At 67.0% G+C, this 17,949-nt stretch carries 15 protein-coding genes; 8 read left to right on the top strand and 7 right to left on the bottom strand.

The window, feature by feature from the left end:
* Window positions 1-79: 79 nt before the first annotated feature.
* Both B4F19_RS11465 and B4F19_RS11460 read left to right on the top strand, forming a co-directional pair.
* Entirely contained in the window at window positions 80-1,516 is a 1,437-nt protein-coding gene (locus B4F19_RS11465) for a TrkH family potassium uptake protein (RefSeq protein ID WP_228177857.1), read from the top strand.
* Window positions 1,509-2,180 carry a potassium channel family protein gene (locus tag B4F19_RS11460; protein WP_195692296.1) on the top strand — a complete coding sequence of 224 codons (672 nt, stop codon included), beginning with the start codon at window positions 1,509-1,511 and terminating at the stop codon, window positions 2,178-2,180. Before B4F19_RS11465 ends, B4F19_RS11460 begins: the two co-directional genes overlap by 8 nt.
* A 39-nt stretch (window positions 2,181-2,219) precedes the next feature.
* Here the strand turns inward: B4F19_RS11460 and B4F19_RS11455 are convergent, their stop codons facing one another.
* The 3 genes from B4F19_RS11455 to proC all read right to left on the bottom strand — a co-directional run bounded on the left by B4F19_RS11455 (window position 2,220) and on the right by proC (window position 5,193).
* Window positions 2,220-2,915 carry a potassium channel family protein gene (locus tag B4F19_RS11455; protein ID WP_228177856.1) on the bottom strand — a complete coding sequence of 232 codons (696 nt, stop codon included), beginning with the start codon at window positions 2,913-2,915 and terminating at the stop codon, window positions 2,220-2,222.
* The gene (locus tag B4F19_RS11450) at window positions 2,908-4,275 is read right to left on the bottom strand and encodes a TrkH family potassium uptake protein (protein WP_292727340.1); all 1,368 of its coding nucleotides are present in this window, start codon (window positions 4,273-4,275) and stop codon (window positions 2,908-2,910) included. The genes B4F19_RS11455 and B4F19_RS11450 overlap by 8 nt, the downstream gene beginning before the upstream one ends.
* A 78-nt stretch (window positions 4,276-4,353) precedes the next feature.
* Window positions 4,354-5,193 carry a pyrroline-5-carboxylate reductase gene (gene proC / locus B4F19_RS11445; RefSeq protein ID WP_292727338.1) on the bottom strand — a complete coding sequence of 280 codons (840 nt, stop codon included), beginning with the start codon at window positions 5,191-5,193 and terminating at the stop codon, window positions 4,354-4,356.
* 159 nt (window positions 5,194-5,352) lie between these two features.
* Here proC and B4F19_RS11440 point away from each other — a divergent pair, with 159 nt between their 5' ends.
* From B4F19_RS11440 to B4F19_RS11430, 3 genes are read left to right on the top strand one after another with little or no spacing between them, the layout of a single operon-like run.
* Window positions 5,353-6,465, top strand: a complete 1,113-nt coding sequence (locus B4F19_RS11440; RefSeq protein ID WP_228177851.1) for an alpha/beta fold hydrolase — start codon at window positions 5,353-5,355, stop codon at window positions 6,463-6,465.
* 41 nt (window positions 6,466-6,506) lie between these two features.
* The gene (locus B4F19_RS11435; protein ID WP_228177850.1) at window positions 6,507-7,490 is read left to right on the top strand and encodes a cation diffusion facilitator family transporter; all 984 of its coding nucleotides are present in this window, start codon (window positions 6,507-6,509) and stop codon (window positions 7,488-7,490) included.
* An 11-nt stretch (window positions 7,491-7,501) separates the two neighbouring features.
* Window positions 7,502-8,431, top strand: coding sequence for an LLM class F420-dependent oxidoreductase (locus B4F19_RS11430; protein WP_228177849.1), 930 nt, complete (start codon window positions 7,502-7,504; stop codon window positions 8,429-8,431).
* Window positions 8,432-8,525: 94 nt separating this feature from the next.
* Here B4F19_RS11430 and B4F19_RS11425 read toward each other — a convergent pair whose 3' ends face one another.
* Window positions 8,526-8,993 (bottom strand): nucleoside deaminase, encoded by a 468-nt coding sequence (locus tag B4F19_RS11425; protein ID WP_292735039.1) that lies wholly within the window; start codon window positions 8,991-8,993, stop codon window positions 8,526-8,528.
* A 29-nt stretch (window positions 8,994-9,022) separates the two neighbouring features.
* Between B4F19_RS11425 and upp the strand changes: the two genes are divergently transcribed.
* Window positions 9,023-9,655 carry a uracil phosphoribosyltransferase gene (gene upp / locus B4F19_RS11420; RefSeq protein WP_228177848.1) on the top strand — a complete coding sequence of 211 codons (633 nt, stop codon included), beginning with the start codon at window positions 9,023-9,025 and terminating at the stop codon, window positions 9,653-9,655.
* A 40-nt stretch (window positions 9,656-9,695) separates the two neighbouring features.
* On the opposite strand, the gene B4F19_RS11415 is transcribed toward upp, so the two are convergent.
* Window positions 9,696-10,697, bottom strand: coding sequence for a magnesium and cobalt transport protein CorA (locus B4F19_RS11415; protein ID WP_228177847.1), 1,002 nt, complete (start codon window positions 10,695-10,697; stop codon window positions 9,696-9,698).
* A gap of 45 nt (window positions 10,698-10,742) precedes the next feature.
* Complete coding sequence (locus tag B4F19_RS11410; protein WP_292735036.1) at window positions 10,743-14,387, bottom strand: TM0106 family RecB-like putative nuclease; 3,645 nt, start codon at window positions 14,385-14,387, stop codon at window positions 10,743-10,745.
* Window positions 14,388-14,581: 194 nt separating this feature from the next.
* Between B4F19_RS11410 and B4F19_RS11405 the strand changes: the two genes are divergently transcribed.
* A complete protein-coding gene (locus tag B4F19_RS11405) occupies window positions 14,582-16,654 on the top strand; it encodes an NAD(+) synthase (protein WP_292735113.1) in 2,073 nt (690 codons plus the stop codon).
* A 20-nt stretch (window positions 16,655-16,674) separates the two neighbouring features.
* On the opposite strand, the gene B4F19_RS11400 is transcribed toward B4F19_RS11405, so the two are convergent.
* A complete protein-coding gene (locus B4F19_RS11400) occupies window positions 16,675-17,268 on the bottom strand; it encodes a hypothetical protein (protein ID WP_292735034.1) in 594 nt (197 codons plus the stop codon).
* 80 nt (window positions 17,269-17,348) lie between these two features.
* On the opposite strand from B4F19_RS11400, the gene B4F19_RS11395 reads away from it, so the two are divergent.
* Window positions 17,349-17,906, top strand: a complete 558-nt coding sequence (locus B4F19_RS11395) for a nucleoside phosphorylase (protein ID WP_292735032.1) — start codon at window positions 17,349-17,351, stop codon at window positions 17,904-17,906.
* Window positions 17,907-17,949: the final 43 nt, after the last annotated feature.

The following is a 17,949-nucleotide window of genomic DNA, read 5'->3' as shown; positions in this document are numbered from 1 at the left end:
CCGGCAGTAGCATGAGGGAGCGATCCGGCCGACAGGGCCGCCGGGATAGCCACCGAGCGAGACACCAGGGAGGGTGGGGATGTCCGAAGGCGTACGTGCGACGCCGCACCCCCTGCGCACCCTCGGGCACCGCCTGTTCGAGCTGTTTCGCACCGTCGCACAGAACTCGCCGTCGCGGTTCGCGATCTTCGTGTTCGTGGGCCTGATCCTCATCTTCACGGGGCTCTTCTCGCTGCCGATCGCCTCGGCGACAGGTGAGGTCACAGCGTTCGCTGACGCCCTGTTCACAGCGGTCTCCACGATCTGCGTGACCGGGCTTTCCACAGTGAACATGGCCACACAGTGGTCTCCGTTCGGACACGTGGTGATCTTCATCGGCGTTCAGATCGGCGCGATGGGAGTCCTCACCCTGGCCTCGATCCTCGGGCTCGTGATCTCGCGGCGGCTCGGACTGCGCGCGAAACTGCTCGCCGCCGGTGACACGAACCCACTCCGCAGCCACGGCGGACCGGTCAACGAGAGCCAAACGGTGCGGCTGGGCGAGATCGGATCGCTGCTGCGGGTTGTCGCGCTGTCGACCCTGGTCATCGAACTCGTCGTCGCCATCCTGCTCTATCCCGGGATGCTTGCATCGGGCATCGAATGGAACGTTGCGCTCTGGGAGGCTCCGTTCTACGCGGCCATGGCGTTCACGAACACCGGCTTCACCCCCAACGTCGAGGGTGTCGGCGCATTCGCCGACAACTACTGGGTCCTCACCGTCCTGATGGGTGGGGTCTTCCTCGGATCGATCGGGTTTCCGGTCATCTTCGCGCTGCGCCGCGAGCTCTGGCACATCCGCCGGTGGCCCCTGCACACCAAGCTCACGCTGATCACGACGACGACGCTCTTCTTTCTGGGCGGATTCGTGTTCCTCGGCCTGGAGTTCAACAACCCGGCGACGCTCGGAAGCCTGGATGCCGCTGATACGACGATGCAGTCGTTCTTCCTCTCGGCCATGACCCGTTCAGGCGGGTTCGCGGTTCTCGACATGTCGGAGCTGAACGGCTCGAGCCAGATCGTGGCGATGATGCTGATGTTCGTCGGCGGCGGCTCCGCCTCCACGGCAGGCGGGATCAAGGTGACCACGCTGGCGGTCATTGCGCTGGCCGTGTGGTCGGAAGCCAAGGGCCGCAGTTCGACCCAGGTGTTCCGCCGCCGCATCCCGAGCGACGTGCTGCGGGTCGCGCTGTCGGTTCTCGCGTGGGGATCGACGATCGTCGCCCTCTCGACGGTGATCATCCTGCAGATCACGAAGGCTGACGTCGCCTCCGTGCTCTTCGACGTCATCTCGGGCTTTGCAACGGTCGGCCTGTCGACCGGACTCACCGAACAGCTGCCCGACTCCGCGAAATACGTGTTGGCCGTGACGATCGTCATGGGGCGCGTTGGTACAGTGACACTCGCCGCGGCCGTGGCCGCGACATCCCGTTCGCAGCTGTATTCGCTGCCCGTGGAAAGGCCCATCGTTGGTTGAGCGCATCCGAAGCGACTCCCCCGTCCTCGTCATCGGGCTCGGACGGTTCGGCGCCGCCTGCGCCGGCGAGCTCGACCGTCTCGAGCGCGAGGTCCTCGCGATCGACGAGAGCCTCGAGCTCGTCCAGAAGTGGTCGGAGCGGGTCACACACACCGTGCAGGCAGATGCGCGCAACATCGACGCACTCAAGCAGATCGGCGCCCAGGAGTTTCAGGTGGCGGTCGTCGCCGTGGGTTCCTCGATCGAGGCGTCAGTGCTCATCACCGCTAACCTCGTCGACCTGAAGGTGCCGCAGATCTGGGCGAAAGCGGTATCCCAGTCGCACGGCAAGATCCTCGCTCGTGTGGGAGCGAACCACGTCATCTATCCCGAGCGGGAGGCCGGCGAGCGCGTCGCCCACCTCGTGAGCGGACGGATGCTGGACTTCATCCGTTTCGACGACGATTTCGTGCTCGCCAAGATGTACCCGCCGAAGTTCATCCGCGGCGTAGGTCTCAACGAGTCGGGAGTGCGCTCGAAGTACAACGTCACGGTGGTCGGCGTGAAGAGCCCCGGCAAGCCCTTCCGTTACGCGGAGGCGAACACGGTGGTGACCAACCACGACCTCATCATCGTGTCGGGCACGAACAGCGACATCGAGCGCTTCGCCGCCCTCGACCGCTAGACCTGCGCATCCGCACCAGAACACTGCGCGCCCGAGGACTTAGCGCAGCTGGGCGAAGGCCTCGACCCGGTCGGTCGGTCCGACGATCAGGATGCTGTCTCCGTGAGCGAGCACCGTCTCGTTGTCGGCGTTGAGCCACGTTTCCCCGGCGTGCTTGAAGGCGGTCACGGTTACGCCGTGCTTGCGACGAAGAACTGTCTGGCCGAGCGGGATGCCCACGATCAGATCGGGCGTCGTGATCTTGGCGAGTGAATAGCCCGGCTCGATTTCGAGGTAGTCCTTGGCGGCTCCGCGAACGAGGTGGGCCACGCGCCTGCCCATGTCCTTTTCGGGATAGATGACCCGGTGCACGCCGAGTTGCTCCAGGATGCGGCCGTGCTGGTCGTCAACGGCCTTGGCCCAGATCACCGGGACCTTGAGCTGGATGAGTAGGGATGCCGTGAGGATGGATGCCTTGAGGTCCTGACCGATCGCGATCACAACGCGATCGAACTCGTCGACGGCAAGCTGGCGCAGCACCTCCTCTTTGGTCGAGTCAGCACGCACGACCTGGGTGAGCTCACCGTTGTGGGATTGGACGAGATCCTCATCCGTGTCGATGCCGAGTACCTCGGTTCCGGCCGCCATCAGTTCCTTCGCGAGCGAGCTGCCGAAACGACCGAGGCCGATGACCGCCACCGAGTCTGCCTCGGCGATGCGGCGGGACGAATCGGCGAACAGAGCGAACCTAGCCAATTGCAGGCCTTTCCTTGGGGAGTTCGTACAGGATGCGCCGCTCGCGCAGCGCGAGCGCCGATCCGAGGGTGAGCGGGCCGAGGCGACCGAGGAACATGAGGATGATGAGGACGATATCGCCGCCGGGCGGGAGGTCGGCGGTGATCCCGGTACTGAGCCCCACCGTGGCGAAAGCGGAGATCGATTCGAAGAGGACCTCATCGAGGCCGTCGCCCGTCATGATCATGAGGGTGATGGTGCCGGTCATGACAGCACCGAGCGCGACGAGCACCACCGTGATCGCCTGCCGGTGCACGGCGCGCGAGAGGCGCTTGCCGAAGATGTTGACTGCCGCCTCGCCGCGCAGCTCGGTCCACATGATGAAGAACAACACCGCGAAGGTCGTCACCTTGATGCCACCCGCGGTGCCGGCAGGCCCGCCTCCGATGAACATCAAGACGTCCATCCCGAGCCAGGTCTCATCGTGCATCTGGCCGATGTCCACGGAGTTGAATCCGGCGGTGCGGGTTTGAACGGCGTGGAAGAACCCCATGAGGATGCGATCGGCCGGCGGGTAGGTGCCGAAGGTTCGGTCGTTGGACCATTCCAGCGCGGTGATGTAGACGGTCCCCGCCACGAGAAGGACGACGGTGCCCCACAGCATGATCCGCGTGTTCATGCTCCAGTGCAGGGGCTTTCGGAATTCCTTGCGCAGCTGCAGCAGAACGGGGAAGCCGAGACCCCCCAGGATCACGGCGCCGCAGATCGGCAGCACGATGAAAGGGTCAGCGGCGAACGGGATCAGATTGTCACTGTAGAGGGCGAATCCGGCGTTGTTGAACGATGAGACCGAGTGGAAAAGGGCGTGCCAGGCTGCCTCCCCGATTCCGTAGTCGTACTCGAACAGAAACCGCGGGAACAGGAACGCGAACACAACGGCTTCGATCGTCAGGGACATGAGCACGATCCCGCGGACCAGCCCCTTCACGTCCCGGGTCGAGAGGGCTCGCGCTTCGACCGCCGCCGTCATCCGCGCGCGCATGCTGAATCTCCGCGCGATGAGCAGTCCGACGAGCGAGGCGAAGATCATGATCCCGAGGCCACCCAGCTGGATGAGCAGCATGATCACGGCGAGGCCGAAGCCGCTCCAATGTGTGGCGGTGTCGAGGACGGTGAGTCCGGTCACACACACCGCTGAGGTGGCGGTGAACAGGGCGTCGACGATGCCCGTGGACCGGCCGTCAGCCGCCGAGAACGGCAGAAGCAGCAGAGCCGTGCCGGCAAGGATCGCACCGGCAAAGCCGAACACGATCGCTTGGGCCGGATGGGGTCGCCGCCAGCCTCGTCGCGTCGACGACGTCAACGCCGCGCGGGAAGTCACGAACGAGAAGCATACGCCGGTGCCACACCCGCCGCGCGGGATTGCCCCGGTACACCCGTTCTTGTCGGGACCGCCGTGTCAGGAAGCTCCGGCGGCGAGTTCCCGCGAGCGCACGAGCGCGGCATCCGTCGCCCGTCCGAAGAGCGCACCCAGGTCGGCATCCTGGAGCACGGCGATCGCCCGCTCTGTCGTGCCCTTCGGGCTGGTCACCTGGCGCCGCAACTCCCTCGGGTCCTCGCCGGATGCCTCCAGCAGCGCGCACGCGCCGATGAAGGTCTGTTCAACGAGCAGCCGCGCCTGGTCGGAAGAGAAGCCCTTGCTCTCGGCTGCACGGGCGAGTTCCTCGATGAGGAGGTACACGTACGCCGGCCCCGACCCTGAGATGGTGCCCAGCGCATCGATCTGCTCCTCGTCGAGGTCTACGACGACGCCGACGGTTTCGAACAGGGCACGCACTGTCGCGCGGTCCGCGTCGCTCGCGCGCGAGCCGACTGCGAGTCCCGTGACGGCCTGACCCACCAGTGCCGGCGTGTTCGGCATGGATCGCAGCACAGCAACCCCTTCGGGAAGAAGCGCCTCGTAGGTCGCTGTCGTCACCCCTGCCGCCAGACTCACGACGATCGCCCCGGGGCGCAGCGAGGGAGCGATCTCGCGGAGCAGGTCGGGGACCATCGCGGGCTTGACGCCGATGAGGATCACGTCGGCTTCGGCGGCCGACAGGCGGTTGCGCTCCGGGTACTCATCAAGCGCGTAGCTGCGGATACCCGGGATGTCGGAGAGGAGGGCGGCTTTCTGCCCCGAGCGGTTGGTCGCGATGACGCCTGCTGTGCCGGATGCGGCGACGCCGCGCGCGACCGCACCCCCCATCGAACCAGCTCCGAGGACGGCGACGACGAGAGAAGGTGTAGAGGAGGCCATGGCGTCATCCTAGGCGCGCACGTTCTGCCAATTTTCACGCTCGGCGTATCCCTCCCCGTGGTGAGAGCGAGCTATCGTCGGAGGAGTCGGCGCAACGTCCGCGTCCCACCGGCCTGGGTCACTCCCGAACCAGAGTCACTCGAGAACCAAGGATCCGATATGACCCTTTTCGACGGCATCGTCTCCCGCACGATCGAGACTCCCCGACTCGCCGTGAACATCCTGGAACGCAGCGGGGACGACCCCGCGACACCCACCGATCGAACCGTCGTGTTCGTGCACGGCAATGTGTCTTCGGCCCTGTTCTGGCAGGAGATCATGCAGGATCTGCCGTCTGACCTCCGCGTCATCGCCATCGATCTGCGCGGCTTCGGGGGCACCGAGAACCTGCCGGTGGATGCCACCCGCGGCGTCCGCGATTTCAGCGACGACGTCTTCGCGACGATGGAGGCTCTGGGTCTTCCGACCGCACACTTCGTGGGCTGGTCGATGGGCGGCGGGGTCGTGATGCAATACGCGCTAGACCACCCTGTCCTCAGTCTCACGCTGCAGGCCCCGGTCTCGCCCTACGGCTTCGGCGGCACCCGCCGCGATGGCAGCCGCCTGACCGACGACGACGCCGGCACCGGCGGCGGAGGGGGCAACCCGGACTTCGTCGAGCGGCTCAACGCGGGCGACACGAGCGACGAGGCACAGACCTCGCCCCGCAGCGTCTTCCGCTCGGGCTACGTCGCCCCCGGGTACAGCAGCGAGAACGAGGATGTCTGGGTTGCCTCGATGCTCACGACATCCACGGCATCCGGCAACTACCCCGGCGACGGCGTGCCGAGCGAGAACTGGCCCGGCTTCGCCGCTGGAACCGTGGGCGTTCTCAACACGATGGCACCGAAGTACTTCAACACCGCGTCGATCGTGGAGCTCGAACCCAAACCGCCGATCCTCTGGGTGCACGGCACCGCTGACGCCATCGTGTCGGATGCCTCGTTCTACGACCTCAACCACCTCGGCGCTCTCGGCATCATCCCGGGATGGCCCGGGGAGGATGTCGCCCCCGCCCAACAGATGGTCTCGCAGACCCGGGACGTGCTCGAGGCTTACGCCGCAGCCGGCGGCCACGTCGAAGAGCTGAGCCTGGAGGGCGTGGGCCACTCGCCCCACCTGGAGCGTCCGGTGGAGTTCCGCCATGCACTGCTGCAGGTCATCGGCTACATCGGGCAGCCCCCGACCTCGCTCCCTGCAACCGAGACGATCATCCTGCGCTCGGCCGACTGAGCCGCGCTAACCCGACACCGAGCGGGCCTAGACTCCCGCTCATGAGTGCATCGGGCGGCAATCGCGCCATCATTGCGGCGTTCCTCGCGAACATGGGGATCGCCCTGTCGAAGTTCGCGGCGTGGTTCTTCTCGGGATCGGCCTCGATGCTCGCCGAAGCGATCCACTCGGTAGCCGATTCGGGCAACCAACTCTTGCTCCTGCTCGGGGGTCGCCAGTCCCGACGAGCAGCCGACGCCGAGCATCCGTTCGGCTACGGCCGCGAGCGCTACGTGTACGCCTTCGTCGTCTCGATCATCCTGTTCTCGGTCGGTGGACTCTTCTCGATCTACGAAGGCGTCGACAAGCTCACGCATCCCCACGAACTCGAGAACGTCTGGCTGCCCGTTCTCGTTCTGTTCATCGCAATCGGCCTCGAGTCGTACTCGCTGCGCACGGCGATTCACGAGAGCAACCTCGTGCGCACCAAGGGGCAGTCCTGGGTCTCGTTCGTTCGCCATGCGAAGGCTCCGGAGCTGCCGGTCGTGCTGCTCGAGGACGTGGCGGCATTGACCGGCCTCGTCTTCGCCCTCTTCGGAGTCGGGATGTCATGGCTGACCGGCAATCCGGTCTACGACGCCATCGGCACGCTCATGATCGGCACGCTCCTGATCCTGGTCGCTGTCACGCTCGGCATCGAGACGAAGAGCCTGCTCGTCGGCGAAGGCGCCACGCGCGCGGATCGAGACCGCATCGTCACCGCGATCGAGGGCGGCGACGAGATCGAACGGCTCATCCACCTGAAAACCCTCTACCTCGGCCCCGATGAACTCATGGTCGCGGGCAAGCTCGGGTTCGCCTCCGACAAGACGCTCGGCGAGGTAACTGCCGACATCGACGCTATTGAGGCTCGGATCCGCGACGTCGTCCCGATCGCTCGGGTGATCTACCTCGAGCCCGACATCTACCATGCCCCGACCGAAACCGACACGGATGCCGGGACGGCAGGGGTGTCCGCATCCGACGCGAACGACGCCCGCCGTTGAGAAAGGACACCATGGAGTACTGCGTCTTCACCGAACCACAACAGGGCTTCTCGTATGCGCAGCAGCTGGCGAGCGCCCAGGCCACAGAGCGGCTCGGATTCGCCGGGTGGTTCCGCTCCGACCACTACCTCGCGATGGGCGCCGGCGACCCGCTTCCCGGCCCGACGGATGCCTGGACTACCCTTGCTGGGCTCGCTCGGGAGACCGAGAGGGTACGCCTGGGCACGCTCGTCTCGCCGGTGACCTTCCGTCACCCCGGCATCCTCGCCATTCAGGTCGCACAGGTCGACGAGATGTCGGGAGGCCGCGCCGAGCTCGGACTCGGAGCCGGATGGTTCGAGCGCGAGCACGAGGCCTACGGCATCCCGTTCCCACCGAGGCGCTTCGACCTGTTCGAAGAGCAACTCGAGGTGATGACCGGCCTGTGGGCAACAGCCGAGGGGCAGACGTTCGACCACCAGGGCACCGCCTACCGTCTGACCCAGTCGCCGGCACTTCCCAAGCCCGTGCAACCGCAGGTGCCCGTGATCATCGGCGGTGGCGGGCAACGGCGCACCCCCGCCCTGGCCGCACGGTTCGCCACCGAGTTCAACATCGGTTTCCAACCCGAGGATAAGGTTGCCGACGCGTTCGAACGCGTGCGTCAGGCGTGCGTCGACGCCGGGCGGCAGCCGGATTCACTCAAGCTCTCGGTGGCACTTCCCACCGTGGTCGGCCGCGACGACGCCACTCTCGACCGACGTCTGGCCGCGATCGGCCGGGAGAGGGACGGCAACGAGGGCGCGGCGATGTTCTTCGGCGGTGCGGAAGAGATCATCCCGAAAGTCGAGCGCCTTGCCGCACTGGGGGCAAGCCGCATCTACTTCCAGCAGGTCGATCTGACCGACCTCGACCAGCTCGACGAGCTCGGAACCGAGATCCTCCCTCACCTGCCCCGCTAGCCTCGCCCGCGCCCACCGTCGCGAACTCCTCAAAGAACGGTCTGCTTCGGGCGAGCCCGACCAAAATTGAGGAGTTAGCGACGCCGAAGCCGGGTCAGGAGTCGCGGCGAACGGCGAAGAAGTCGCGCAGCACGGATGCCGCCGCATCAGCCTCGACCCCCGCGACCACTTCAGCGCGCACCGGCAGCCGGCGATCCCGCACGACGTCGTAGAGCGAGCCGGCAGCTCCCGCCTTGTCGTCCCATGCGCCGAAGACCAGCCGGGAGACATGCGCCTGGAGCAGGGCTCCAGCACACATGAGACACGGCTCGAGCGTCACCACGAGGGTGCATCCCTCGAGGTTCCAGGACCCGCGTGCCCGGGCTGCAGCGCGCAACGCGACGACCTCGGCATGAGCTGTCGGATCGGTCGTCGCCTCGCGGCGATTTCGACCCTCCCCGATGATCGCCCCGGTCTCATCGATGACCACCGCACCGACCGGAACCTCGCCCGTGTGCCCGGCCTCCCGGGCCAGCTCGAGCGCGCGGCCCATCGCGGAGCGGTCGGTGTCAGCGTGGGTCACGCCACGAGCCTAGGACTACTCTGAGGCGTATGCGCTTGCACGTCGCCGATCACCCGCTCATCACGCACAAGCTCACCGTCCTCCGGGACGAGCGCACCCCCTCCCCGGTCTTCCGGCAATTGACCGAAGAGCTTGTGACTCTGCTGGCCTACGAAGCGACCCGCAACGTCCGGGTGTCCGAGATCAGCATCCGAACCCCCGTGACCGAGACGACCGGTGTGAAGATCAGCGAGCCGCGCCCGATCGTCGTTCCGATCCTGCGCGCGGGCCTGGGGATGCTCGACGGGATGGTGAAGCTCCTCCCCACCGCTGAAGTCGGGTTCCTCGGCATGGTGCGCAACGAAGAGACCCTGGAGCCCACGACATACGCCGAGCGCCTGCCGGCTGATCTGAGCGACCGGCAGTGCTTCGTGCTGGACCCGATGCTCGCGACCGGCGGCTCCCTGGGGATGGCTATCGATTTCCTCTTCGACCGCGGCGCCCAGGACGTCACCGCGATCTGCCTGCTCGGAGCCCCTGAAGGGGTGGCAGCGATCGAGAAGCAGGTCGACGGTCGAGATGTGACGCTTGTGCTCGGCGCCGTGGACGAGCGTCTCAACGAGCGCGGTTACATCGTGCCGGGCCTCGGCGACGCCGGCGACCGCCTCTACGGCACGGTCTGATAGCCCCGGACAGTACCGTGGTGGGCGGGGCGATGCGCCCCTAAAGCCACTTGCGCGCGCGGAAGATCGCGTACAGACCGCCCGCAAAGGCGAGCATCATCCCGATCGCCATGGGGTAACCCCACGGCCAGTGAAGCTCGGGCATGTCGTCGAAGTTCATCCCGTAGATGCCGGCGATAAGACTCGGCGCGAAGATGATCGCCGCCCATCCCGAGATCTTCTTGACCTGCTCGTCCTGACGCATCGATACTTCGGTGTGGTGACGGGCGACGAGCGCCGAGTGAACCGTCAGTGCCTTGTCGAGCAGCGCTTGCGACGCCTGCACCCGCTCGCTCACCCGGGTGACATTGTCGAGGACGTCCCGCATATGGCGTCGCAGTTCCAGATCGACGTCGAACTTCTCGTAGCCCCGCCGCAGGCGCTCGATCATTCCGATCAGCGGGTGGACCGCTCGGCCGAACGCGGCGGCCTCACCGTATAGCTCGTAGATGCGCCGGGAGAGAAACTCGTCGTTGGCGTCTCCGAAGAGCTGGTCTTCGATCTCATCGATGTCGTTCTCGATTCCCGCGATGACCGGCTCATAGTCATCGACGACCCGGTCGAGGACCGCGTAGAGAACCGCCTCTGACCCAAGCCGTAGCAGCTCGGGTGTGCTCTCGAGGCGCTGCCGCACTGCGGCAAGGTCGGGAGACTCGGCGAGGCGGATGCTGATCACGAAGCCGTGTCCCACGAAGAGGTGAACCTCGCCGAACTCCACCCGTTCTCGAGCATCGTCGTAGCGGGCGGGCCGCAGCACGACGAACAGCGTGCGGTCGTATCGTTCCACTTTCGCCCGCTGGTGCCCTGTCGAGCCGTCCTCCACCGCGAGCGGGTGGAGGTCGAACTCTCGCGACACCGAGTCCCACTCTTCGGGCGTGGGGCGGTACAGCCCGATCCAGGCGAAGCCATGGAGCTCTTGCCGCAGCCGGTATGCCTCCTCCAGCGATGTCGGGCTCTCGACCCGAACCCCGTCGACATAGATGGCATTGTCGATGACCGGCATGATGTACTCCCGAGATCCGAGGCGCGAGCGAGCCTCGGCCGGATACTAGCCGACGGGGGTATCCCCGCCGGGAACCACCGCACTCATCGCACGGACCGCCGAACCGGCATCCGTCGTTCTGCCCGGCTCGGCGGGTACGGCGCCGACCAAGCGCGCGAATCCGCTGAGGCGGGCCACCCCGTCGGGCGTGCGCGGAAGGTCATCGAGCAGCCCCGGCGAGTAGACGATGTAGGCGGTGTGCATCGCCCGCGAGATGGCGACGTTCAGGCGGTTGCGCAGCAGCAGGAACTCCAGTCCTCGAGGCGCGTCTCGACCCGAGGATGCCGCGAGCGACACGATCGCGACAGCCGCCTCCTGGCCCTGAAAGCGGTCGACCGTCCCGACCGGAACCTCGGGAAAGCCTGCGGCCGAGAGCGCTGACTCCACGAGAACCTGCTGCGCGTTGTAGGGCGTCACGACGATGATGTCGGAAGCCTGCAGCGGCCGGGTTGTCGCGCTGGTTGCCGAGCCGTCGCTGTCGTCAACAACGACATCCGTCCACGAGCGCCCGACGAGATCGCGCACGAGCGCGACGACGGCATCTGCCTCTTCAGGCGACTGGGTAGCCCGGCCGTGATGACGGACCGGGAGAGGAATGACGCCGGCTTCCACACCCTCGAGGCGCCGGAGCGCGGTACTGGGGTGAGCGCGCAGCGCGCCACGGTACGACAGGTCAGAGACGGGGGCCGTGACCGCCGGATGCATCCGCCGCGACGCCGCGAGGAAGCGCCCGAAGCTCGGCGGGATGACGTCTTCGCCGTCCATGATCCACCCGAGAGCCGACGTGTCGACCGGCTCCGGATGCGTCCCCTGACTCACCTGCGGAAGCTGCTGGGGGTCGCCGATGAGCAGCAGCCGGGGCGCTGCGAGCGCGACAGCGATCGTCGAGGCGAGCGAAAACTGACCGGCCTCGTCGATCACGAGCAGGTCGAGGCTCCCCCGCGGCACCCGCCCTTCGTGGCTGAAGTCCCACGCCGTCCCGCCGACGACGAATCCCGTTGCAGCGTTCTCGGCCGCGAACGCCGCAACGCCGTTCTTGGGGATCACTGTGAACGGCACCTCGGCGTCAGCGTCCTTCGGCGCCTTGCCGACGCGGGAAGCGGGCACCCCCGCCGCAATGACACGACCGAGCATGTGCTCGACCACCGCGTGCGATTGGGCGACGACTCCCACGCGGAACCCGTGATCGGTGACGAGCCGCTGAATCACGTGCGAACCGACGTAGGTCTTTCCGGTACCCGGCGGACCCTGCACCGACAGCGCACTGTGGTCGAGCCGCAGCACGGCATCGACGAGCGCCTCAACGTCGTCCGAGTTCTCAGCGGTTGCAACCGGTTCGCTCGCAAGCAACCGAGCGGGGCGCCGCCGCAGAATGTCGGATGCCGGGTCCTTCGGGAGATCCGGATGGGCCTCGATGACCCCAGCCGCCCACGCGTCGATGGCGGTCTGCTGGCTTGCGGCGCGGGGCGGGGCGGCGGGCGTCAACGCGATCGGCAGCTCCTGCCATGTGAAGCCTTCGACCGCTCGCTCTTCGATGACCACGCCGTCCTCGAGCTCCTCGATCACGGTGACCCGATGATCGGCGTGGATCCATCGCGGGGAAGCGTCGAACGGGAAGGGCGCGGGCAGTTCGTAGATCGCGAAGGGATCCGCGCCGGGGCGCAGTCGCGTGCCGGGAGCGAGCTCACCCCGCACCTCGACGACGCGTCGATCGGCTCGGGAGCCCTCGGGCCTGTGCCAGTCCTCACGGATGCGCGAACGCGCCGGATCCACCGCGATGACGTCTCGCGTGTCTTCCCAGAGAGACATCGGCTCACGAAGCCGCAGATAGTGAGTGGCCCAGAACGACTTCGCCTCACGCGGGTAATAGTCGATCGCGGCGGCGGCCAGGCGCAGCGCCTGCGCGTCGGCAGCATCGGGCGTCTCGCCGGCAAGGCGCAGCAGAGTCGTCGCCTGCGGCGAGGGTTCATAGCCGGTTTCGCTCGGTTCCGGATTCGCTGCCGGGCGCCGACCCGTCTCGCGGGCGCGGTCCACGAGCCAGTCACGCAGGCGCCGGGTCGAGACGCAGTCGTAGCGGTTGTAGTCGGCGATGTCATCGAGGATGAGCTGTGCGGCATCCGCGTCACCGTCTTCGGCGAGCGCCCGCGCCTCGACGTAACGCACGATCGAGTCATCGCCGCGCTGCACGTCACTCGTGCGGACCTCGTCGCCCATGTAGAGCGGCTCGAGCTTCTTGATCGAATAGGACCGCGACCCTACCCGCAGGGCGCGCCTGACCACGGGGTAAAGGTCAACGAAGACGCCGTCGCGCAGCAGGCGGTCGACCTCCGCCTCACGCACGCCGTACCGCGCGGCCATTTGCAACAGGTGGGTGGGCTCATAGGGCGCGTAGTGGTAGATGTGCATCCCAGGGTGGGCCCGCCGGCGTACCGCGACCATGTCGAGAAAGGTCTCGAGGGCAGCGCGCTCGTCGGCAAAGGAGTGGGCCCACAGCGCGTTGTACTGTTCGCGGTCATCGACCCAGCCGAATAGATAATCCAAGCCCCACGAGATCGTCTGTTCGCGCCCGCTCGCGTCGCCAGCGACCGACTCGGTGTAGAGCGGGTCGCCCTCGAAGTCGAAGAACAGGTCACCGTGGTCGGGCCTCGGCAGAGCGGCCAGGGCAGCCGGTGCGACGACCTCGAACGGCGGTGGCTGTGGCGCGGCAGGGGCACCGGGTACGGCATCCACCGCGGCCGACGAGTCGAAGGCGCCCACCCCGGCGGCCGTTCGCAGCTGCAGTCTCGCCTGGGTCTGCAACATCGCGAAGGTATCGGGGTTCATCCCCGCCGGTGTCGCGCTCGCGCCGACCAGATCATCGATTGTGCGGACGCCGGCTGCCTGCATCCGCTCGCGCTGGACGGGACGGATGCCTGCTACCAGCAGCAGATCCCGGGTCGCGACGACCTCGATCTCGCACGTCGGGCACCTGCCGCACGCGACGACGCCAAGCTCGCCGCGCGGGTCATCCCACGCGATCGGCACGGATGCCGAGAGCCGGTCTTCCAGAAGCGCACGCAGCCGCTGGCGGCGCAGGGCATAGACCGGAAGGAGGTCGTCGACGCGGTGAGTGCTGGTCGATCCATCGCCGAGCAGCAGCTGGACCTCGTCCGCCCGGGGCACTCCGAGCTGGTCGAGGCGATCGACGTATGCCGCCAGCTGCATGAGGGCGGTGACACGCGCGTGACGGGCGAGCTTCGTGTCCTGAACGATCCAGCGCCCGTCCGAATCCCGCAGAAGGAAGTCCGCGAAGCCCACGAACTCGTCGTCGGCGAAGCTGGCCTGATAGATCACGACCGCGTCAGCCGACAGCAGTGCTTGGTTGGTGAGCGCGACGGCACGGGCAAGGGCTTCGGCATCCGAGGAGGCGGTCTCGGGAATCTCGACGACCGCGCCGCCGAAGCGTTCGCGGTAAGCCTCGAGAGTTCGGCGTTCGTGCACGCCACCCAAGCGTCCGGCACGTTCCAGGGTGAGATCTACCGGATCCTCGACCGGATCGATACGACCGAGCTTCGCGTCGATGGCGCGCACCCAGGCGAACTCGCACTCGGCGGCGGCCTTGAGGTCGCTCGCACTCCAGACGAACCGACGCTCGCTCTCGATGTATCGCATGATGCCTTTCCGCTCCCGACGATAGCCGGGGCATCCGACACGACCCAGCCGGGATGCGCGGTTATCGCCGATACCTCGACGAGACCGCATCGTGCCCGCGAGCCTGCGTCTGCTTCGCGCTGCCTCCCGGGCACGATGCAGTCTCGGACTTCTCGGCGTGCGCACACGCGAAGTGCGAGACTGGAGGCGTGAGCATGAGCCTGCCGTTCGAAAGCGCCTACCGTCACGGGTTCGCGCGCGTCGCGGCGTGCACGATCCCCGTCGCGGTAGCCGACCCCGCCACGAACGCCGAAGCGGTCCTCGCGGCAGCGCGCGAATGCGATGCGGATGCCGTCGCTATCGCCGTGTTCCCCGAGCTCTGCCTGTCGGGCTACGCCATCGATGACCTCGTCATGCAGGACGCGCTTTTGGACGGTGTGGCCAGCGCGATCGAGCGGATCGTGGCAGCATCCGTCGACCTCTTCCCCGTGCTCGTGGTCGGCGCCCCGCTGCACCACCGCAACCGGCTCTACAACTGCGCGGTCGTCATCCACCGTGGTGAGGTGCTCGGCGTCGTGCCGAAGGCGTACCTGCCCACCTACCGCGAATTCTACGAGCGGCGCTGGTATGCACCGGGCGAGGCGTGGTCGGGCGAGGCGATCCGGATCGGCGCGCTCGAGACCGTCATCGGCACGAACCTGCTCTTCGAGGCGCGCGATGTCGAGGGCCTCACCCTGCACGTCGAGGTGTGCGAGGACATGTGGGTGCCCGTCCCGCCGTCGTCCCGAGCAGCGCTGGCCGGCGCGAGCGTGATCGCGAACCTCTCGGGAAGTCCGATCACCATTGCGCGCGCCGACGATCGCCGCATCCTCGTGCAATCCCAGTCGCTGCGGTGCCTGAGCGCATACGTCTACGCGGCAGCGGGCCTCGGCGAATCGACCAACGATGTGTCGTGGGACGGCCAGACGATGATCTACGAGGCCGGCACCCTGCTGGCCGAGACCGAACGGTTCCCCGACGGCCCCCGCCGCAGCATCGCCGATGTCGATCTCGATCGGCTGCGGCAAGACCGGATCCGTCAGGGGACGTTCGACGACAACCGCGGCGCGCTCGGAGGAGAGGACTTCCTCACTATCGAGTTCGTCCTGGATCCGCCGGCCACGGACATCGGTCTTCGCCGGCACCTCGATCGGTTCCCGTTCGTGCCCGACGACCCCGCCCGCCTCGCTCAGGACTGCTACGAGGCTTTCAACATCCAGGTCGAGGGCCTCGTGCAGCGGATGCGGGCGATCGGCGACCCGAAACCCGTCATCGGCGTCAGCGGCGGGCTGGACTCGACGCACGCCCTGCTGGTCGTCGCACGGGCAATGGACAGGATGGGGCGGCCGCGCTCCGACATCCTGGCGTACACCCTCCCCGGCTTCGCGACCAGCGACCACACGAAGTCGAACGCGGTAGCCCTGGCGACAGCGATCGGCGCCTCGATCGAGACGATCGACATCCGCGCCACGGCATCCGAGATCCTCCGCAGCATCGGACACGCGTTCAGCCAGGGCCAGCCGATCTACGACGTGACGTTCGAGAACGTGCAGGCGGGGGTGCGCACCGATCTGCTGTTCCGTCTCGCGAACCAGAACGGCGGCATCGTCATCGGAACCTCCGACATGTCGGAGCTCGCGCTCGGCTGGGCGACCTACGGCGTCGGCGACCACATGAGCCACTACGCCGTGAACACCGGGGTTCCCAAGACCCTCATTCAGCACCTCATCCGGTGGGTCATCGCGCACGGCGAGGATCAGGGAGCCGCTGCCCTCACATCCGAAGCGAACACCGTGCTGCAGTCGGTGCTCGACACCGAGATCAGCCCCGAGCTGGTTCCCGCCGACGAGGACGGCAAGATCCAATCGACGCAGGATCGGATCGGACCCTACGCGCTGCACGACTTCACCCTCTTCCACGTGCTGCGCTACGGCATCCGTCCCTCGAAGATCGCCTTCCTCGCCGAGCGGGCGTGGCGAGAAGCTGACGCCGGCGCGTGGCCCCCCGGATTCCCCCTCGATGAGCGCTACGCGTACGACCGCGAGACCGTCGTGCGCTGGCTGCGGGTATTCCTGCAGCGCTTCTTCGGGTTCGCACAGTTCAAGCGGTCTGCCATCCCGAACGGTCCCAAGGTGTCTCCGGCGGGGTCCCTCTCGCCGCGCGGAGACTGGCGCGCGCCATCCGATGGCAACGCCAGGGCCTGGCTCGCCGAGCTGGATGCCGCGCTCAGCCCGGCATCCGACGCCTGATCCGTCTCACGGGGTCAGCGTCACACCGGCGTGCGGGCGTCTTCGGCGTCAGCGAAGGCAAGCGTCACGACGAAGCCGTCGCGGGAGAGGTCGAGGATCGTGTACTGCGCCCTGCGATCAGGCACCCACCCGCGCTGCCGGGTCGCGTCGAGTTTGACCACGTCCGGCACGACGCGCGCCCCGCGACCGTCGGCTTCGCGCACGGCCTGCACGCGGGTCCAGTGGTCGATGAGGTTCAGGATGTTGGTCTCATCGAACAGGTGCGAGTGACGCTGCATCTCGTGGATCGTTGCGTCATCGGGATGCAGGTCGCGGATGTCGAGCCCGATCGTGTACGGCCGATCGGTCAGCGCCACGACGGTTGCCGCGCGGAAGCTCGCATTGCGGATCTGCAACGAGAGCTCCTTTCCATCGACGCTGGCGAACAGCTGCGTGTGGAACCCGAATTGCGCGGGAGCCTCGCGCTCGACCCTGACGTCTTTCGGGTCGAGCTTGAGCTTGGCGGCGACGAGTTCCTTGGCCAGTACCCGCTTCCGGTCGTGCTCGCTCATCGACGGGTCCCAGCCGAGTCTCACGTCGATCCCGTCGGGCGTCTCCAGCACCACAGACTTCACTCACGTCCTCCTGTCGTCGCCTCCATCTTCGCCGCTCAGCACGAAAGCTTCCACCTGGCGACGCCGGGCAAAATGAAGGCATGAGACTTCTCGTTGCTGCCCTCGACCGCGAGCTCGTTGCCTTTCCCGACGATCTCCCGGGTTTCGACCGTCTCGTCACGGGCCCCGGCAAGCTCCAGGCGACTCATGCACTGACCCGCGCCCTCGAACGCAGCAGCTACGACGAGATCGTTGTTGTCGGAACCGCCGGTGCCATCCACGAGGATGTCGAGGCCACCGTGCACGAAGTCACTGCCGCGATCCAGCACGACGTCACCGACCTCGACAACGTCGTGGGGCAGCACGTATCGCTGCCGGCGATGCTCTCCTTTGGCGGGAGCGGCCACACGATCGCTACCGGCGACCACTTCGTCGACGACGCAGACGTCGCCGCAGGCATCCGTGACCTCTGCGCAACCCTCGTCGACATGGAGGTGTACGCCTACGTGTGGGTAGCGCAGCAGTACGACGTTCCCATTCGCGTTCTCAAGGCGGTCTCGGATCGGGCGCAGGACGGTGCCCTCAGCGACTGGGGCGAGGCGACGGATGCCTGCAGCGTGCTGCTCTTGGAACGCGTGCGCAGCGACTACGGTCTGTAGCTAGCCGGACTGGACAACTCGGCTGAACGAAGGACAACTCGGC

The organism is Microbacterium sp. UBA1097, assembly GCF_002313585.1.
Classification (GTDB): Bacteria; Actinomycetota; Actinomycetes; order Actinomycetales; family Microbacteriaceae; genus Microbacterium.
The sequence above is the reverse complement of the archived record's forward strand: the minus strand, read 5'-3'. Positions and strand labels throughout refer to the sequence as shown.

Bases quoted from the DNA above. Each gene is read 5' to 3' on its own strand.
- upp (WP_228177848.1), top strand. From the start codon at position 9,023: ATGCGCTTGCACGTCGCCGATCACCCGCTCATCACGCACAAGCTCACC.
- B4F19_RS11435 (WP_228177850.1), top strand. From the start codon at position 6,507: ATGAGTGCATCGGGCGGCAATCGCGCCATCATTGCGGCGTTCCTCGCG.
- B4F19_RS11465 (WP_228177857.1), top strand. From the start codon at position 80: ATGTCCGAAGGCGTACGTGCGACGCCGCACCCCCTGCGCACCCTCGGG.
- B4F19_RS11430 (WP_228177849.1), top strand. From the start codon at position 7,502: ATGGAGTACTGCGTCTTCACCGAACCACAACAGGGCTTCTCGTATGCG.
- B4F19_RS11415 (WP_228177847.1), bottom strand. From the start codon at position 10,697: ATGCCGGTCATCGACAATGCCATCTATGTCGACGGGGTTCGGGTCGAG.
- B4F19_RS11405 (WP_292735113.1), top strand. From the start codon at position 14,582: ATGAGCCTGCCGTTCGAAAGCGCCTACCGTCACGGGTTCGCGCGCGTC.
- B4F19_RS11395 (WP_292735032.1), top strand. From the start codon at position 17,349: ATGAGACTTCTCGTTGCTGCCCTCGACCGCGAGCTCGTTGCCTTTCCC.
- proC (WP_292727338.1), bottom strand. From the start codon at position 5,193: ATGGCCTCCTCTACACCTTCTCTCGTCGTCGCCGTCCTCGGAGCTGGT.
- B4F19_RS11410 (WP_292735036.1), bottom strand. From the start codon at position 14,387: ATGCGATACATCGAGAGCGAGCGTCGGTTCGTCTGGAGTGCGAGCGAC.
- B4F19_RS11440 (WP_228177851.1), top strand. From the start codon at position 5,353: ATGACCCTTTTCGACGGCATCGTCTCCCGCACGATCGAGACTCCCCGA.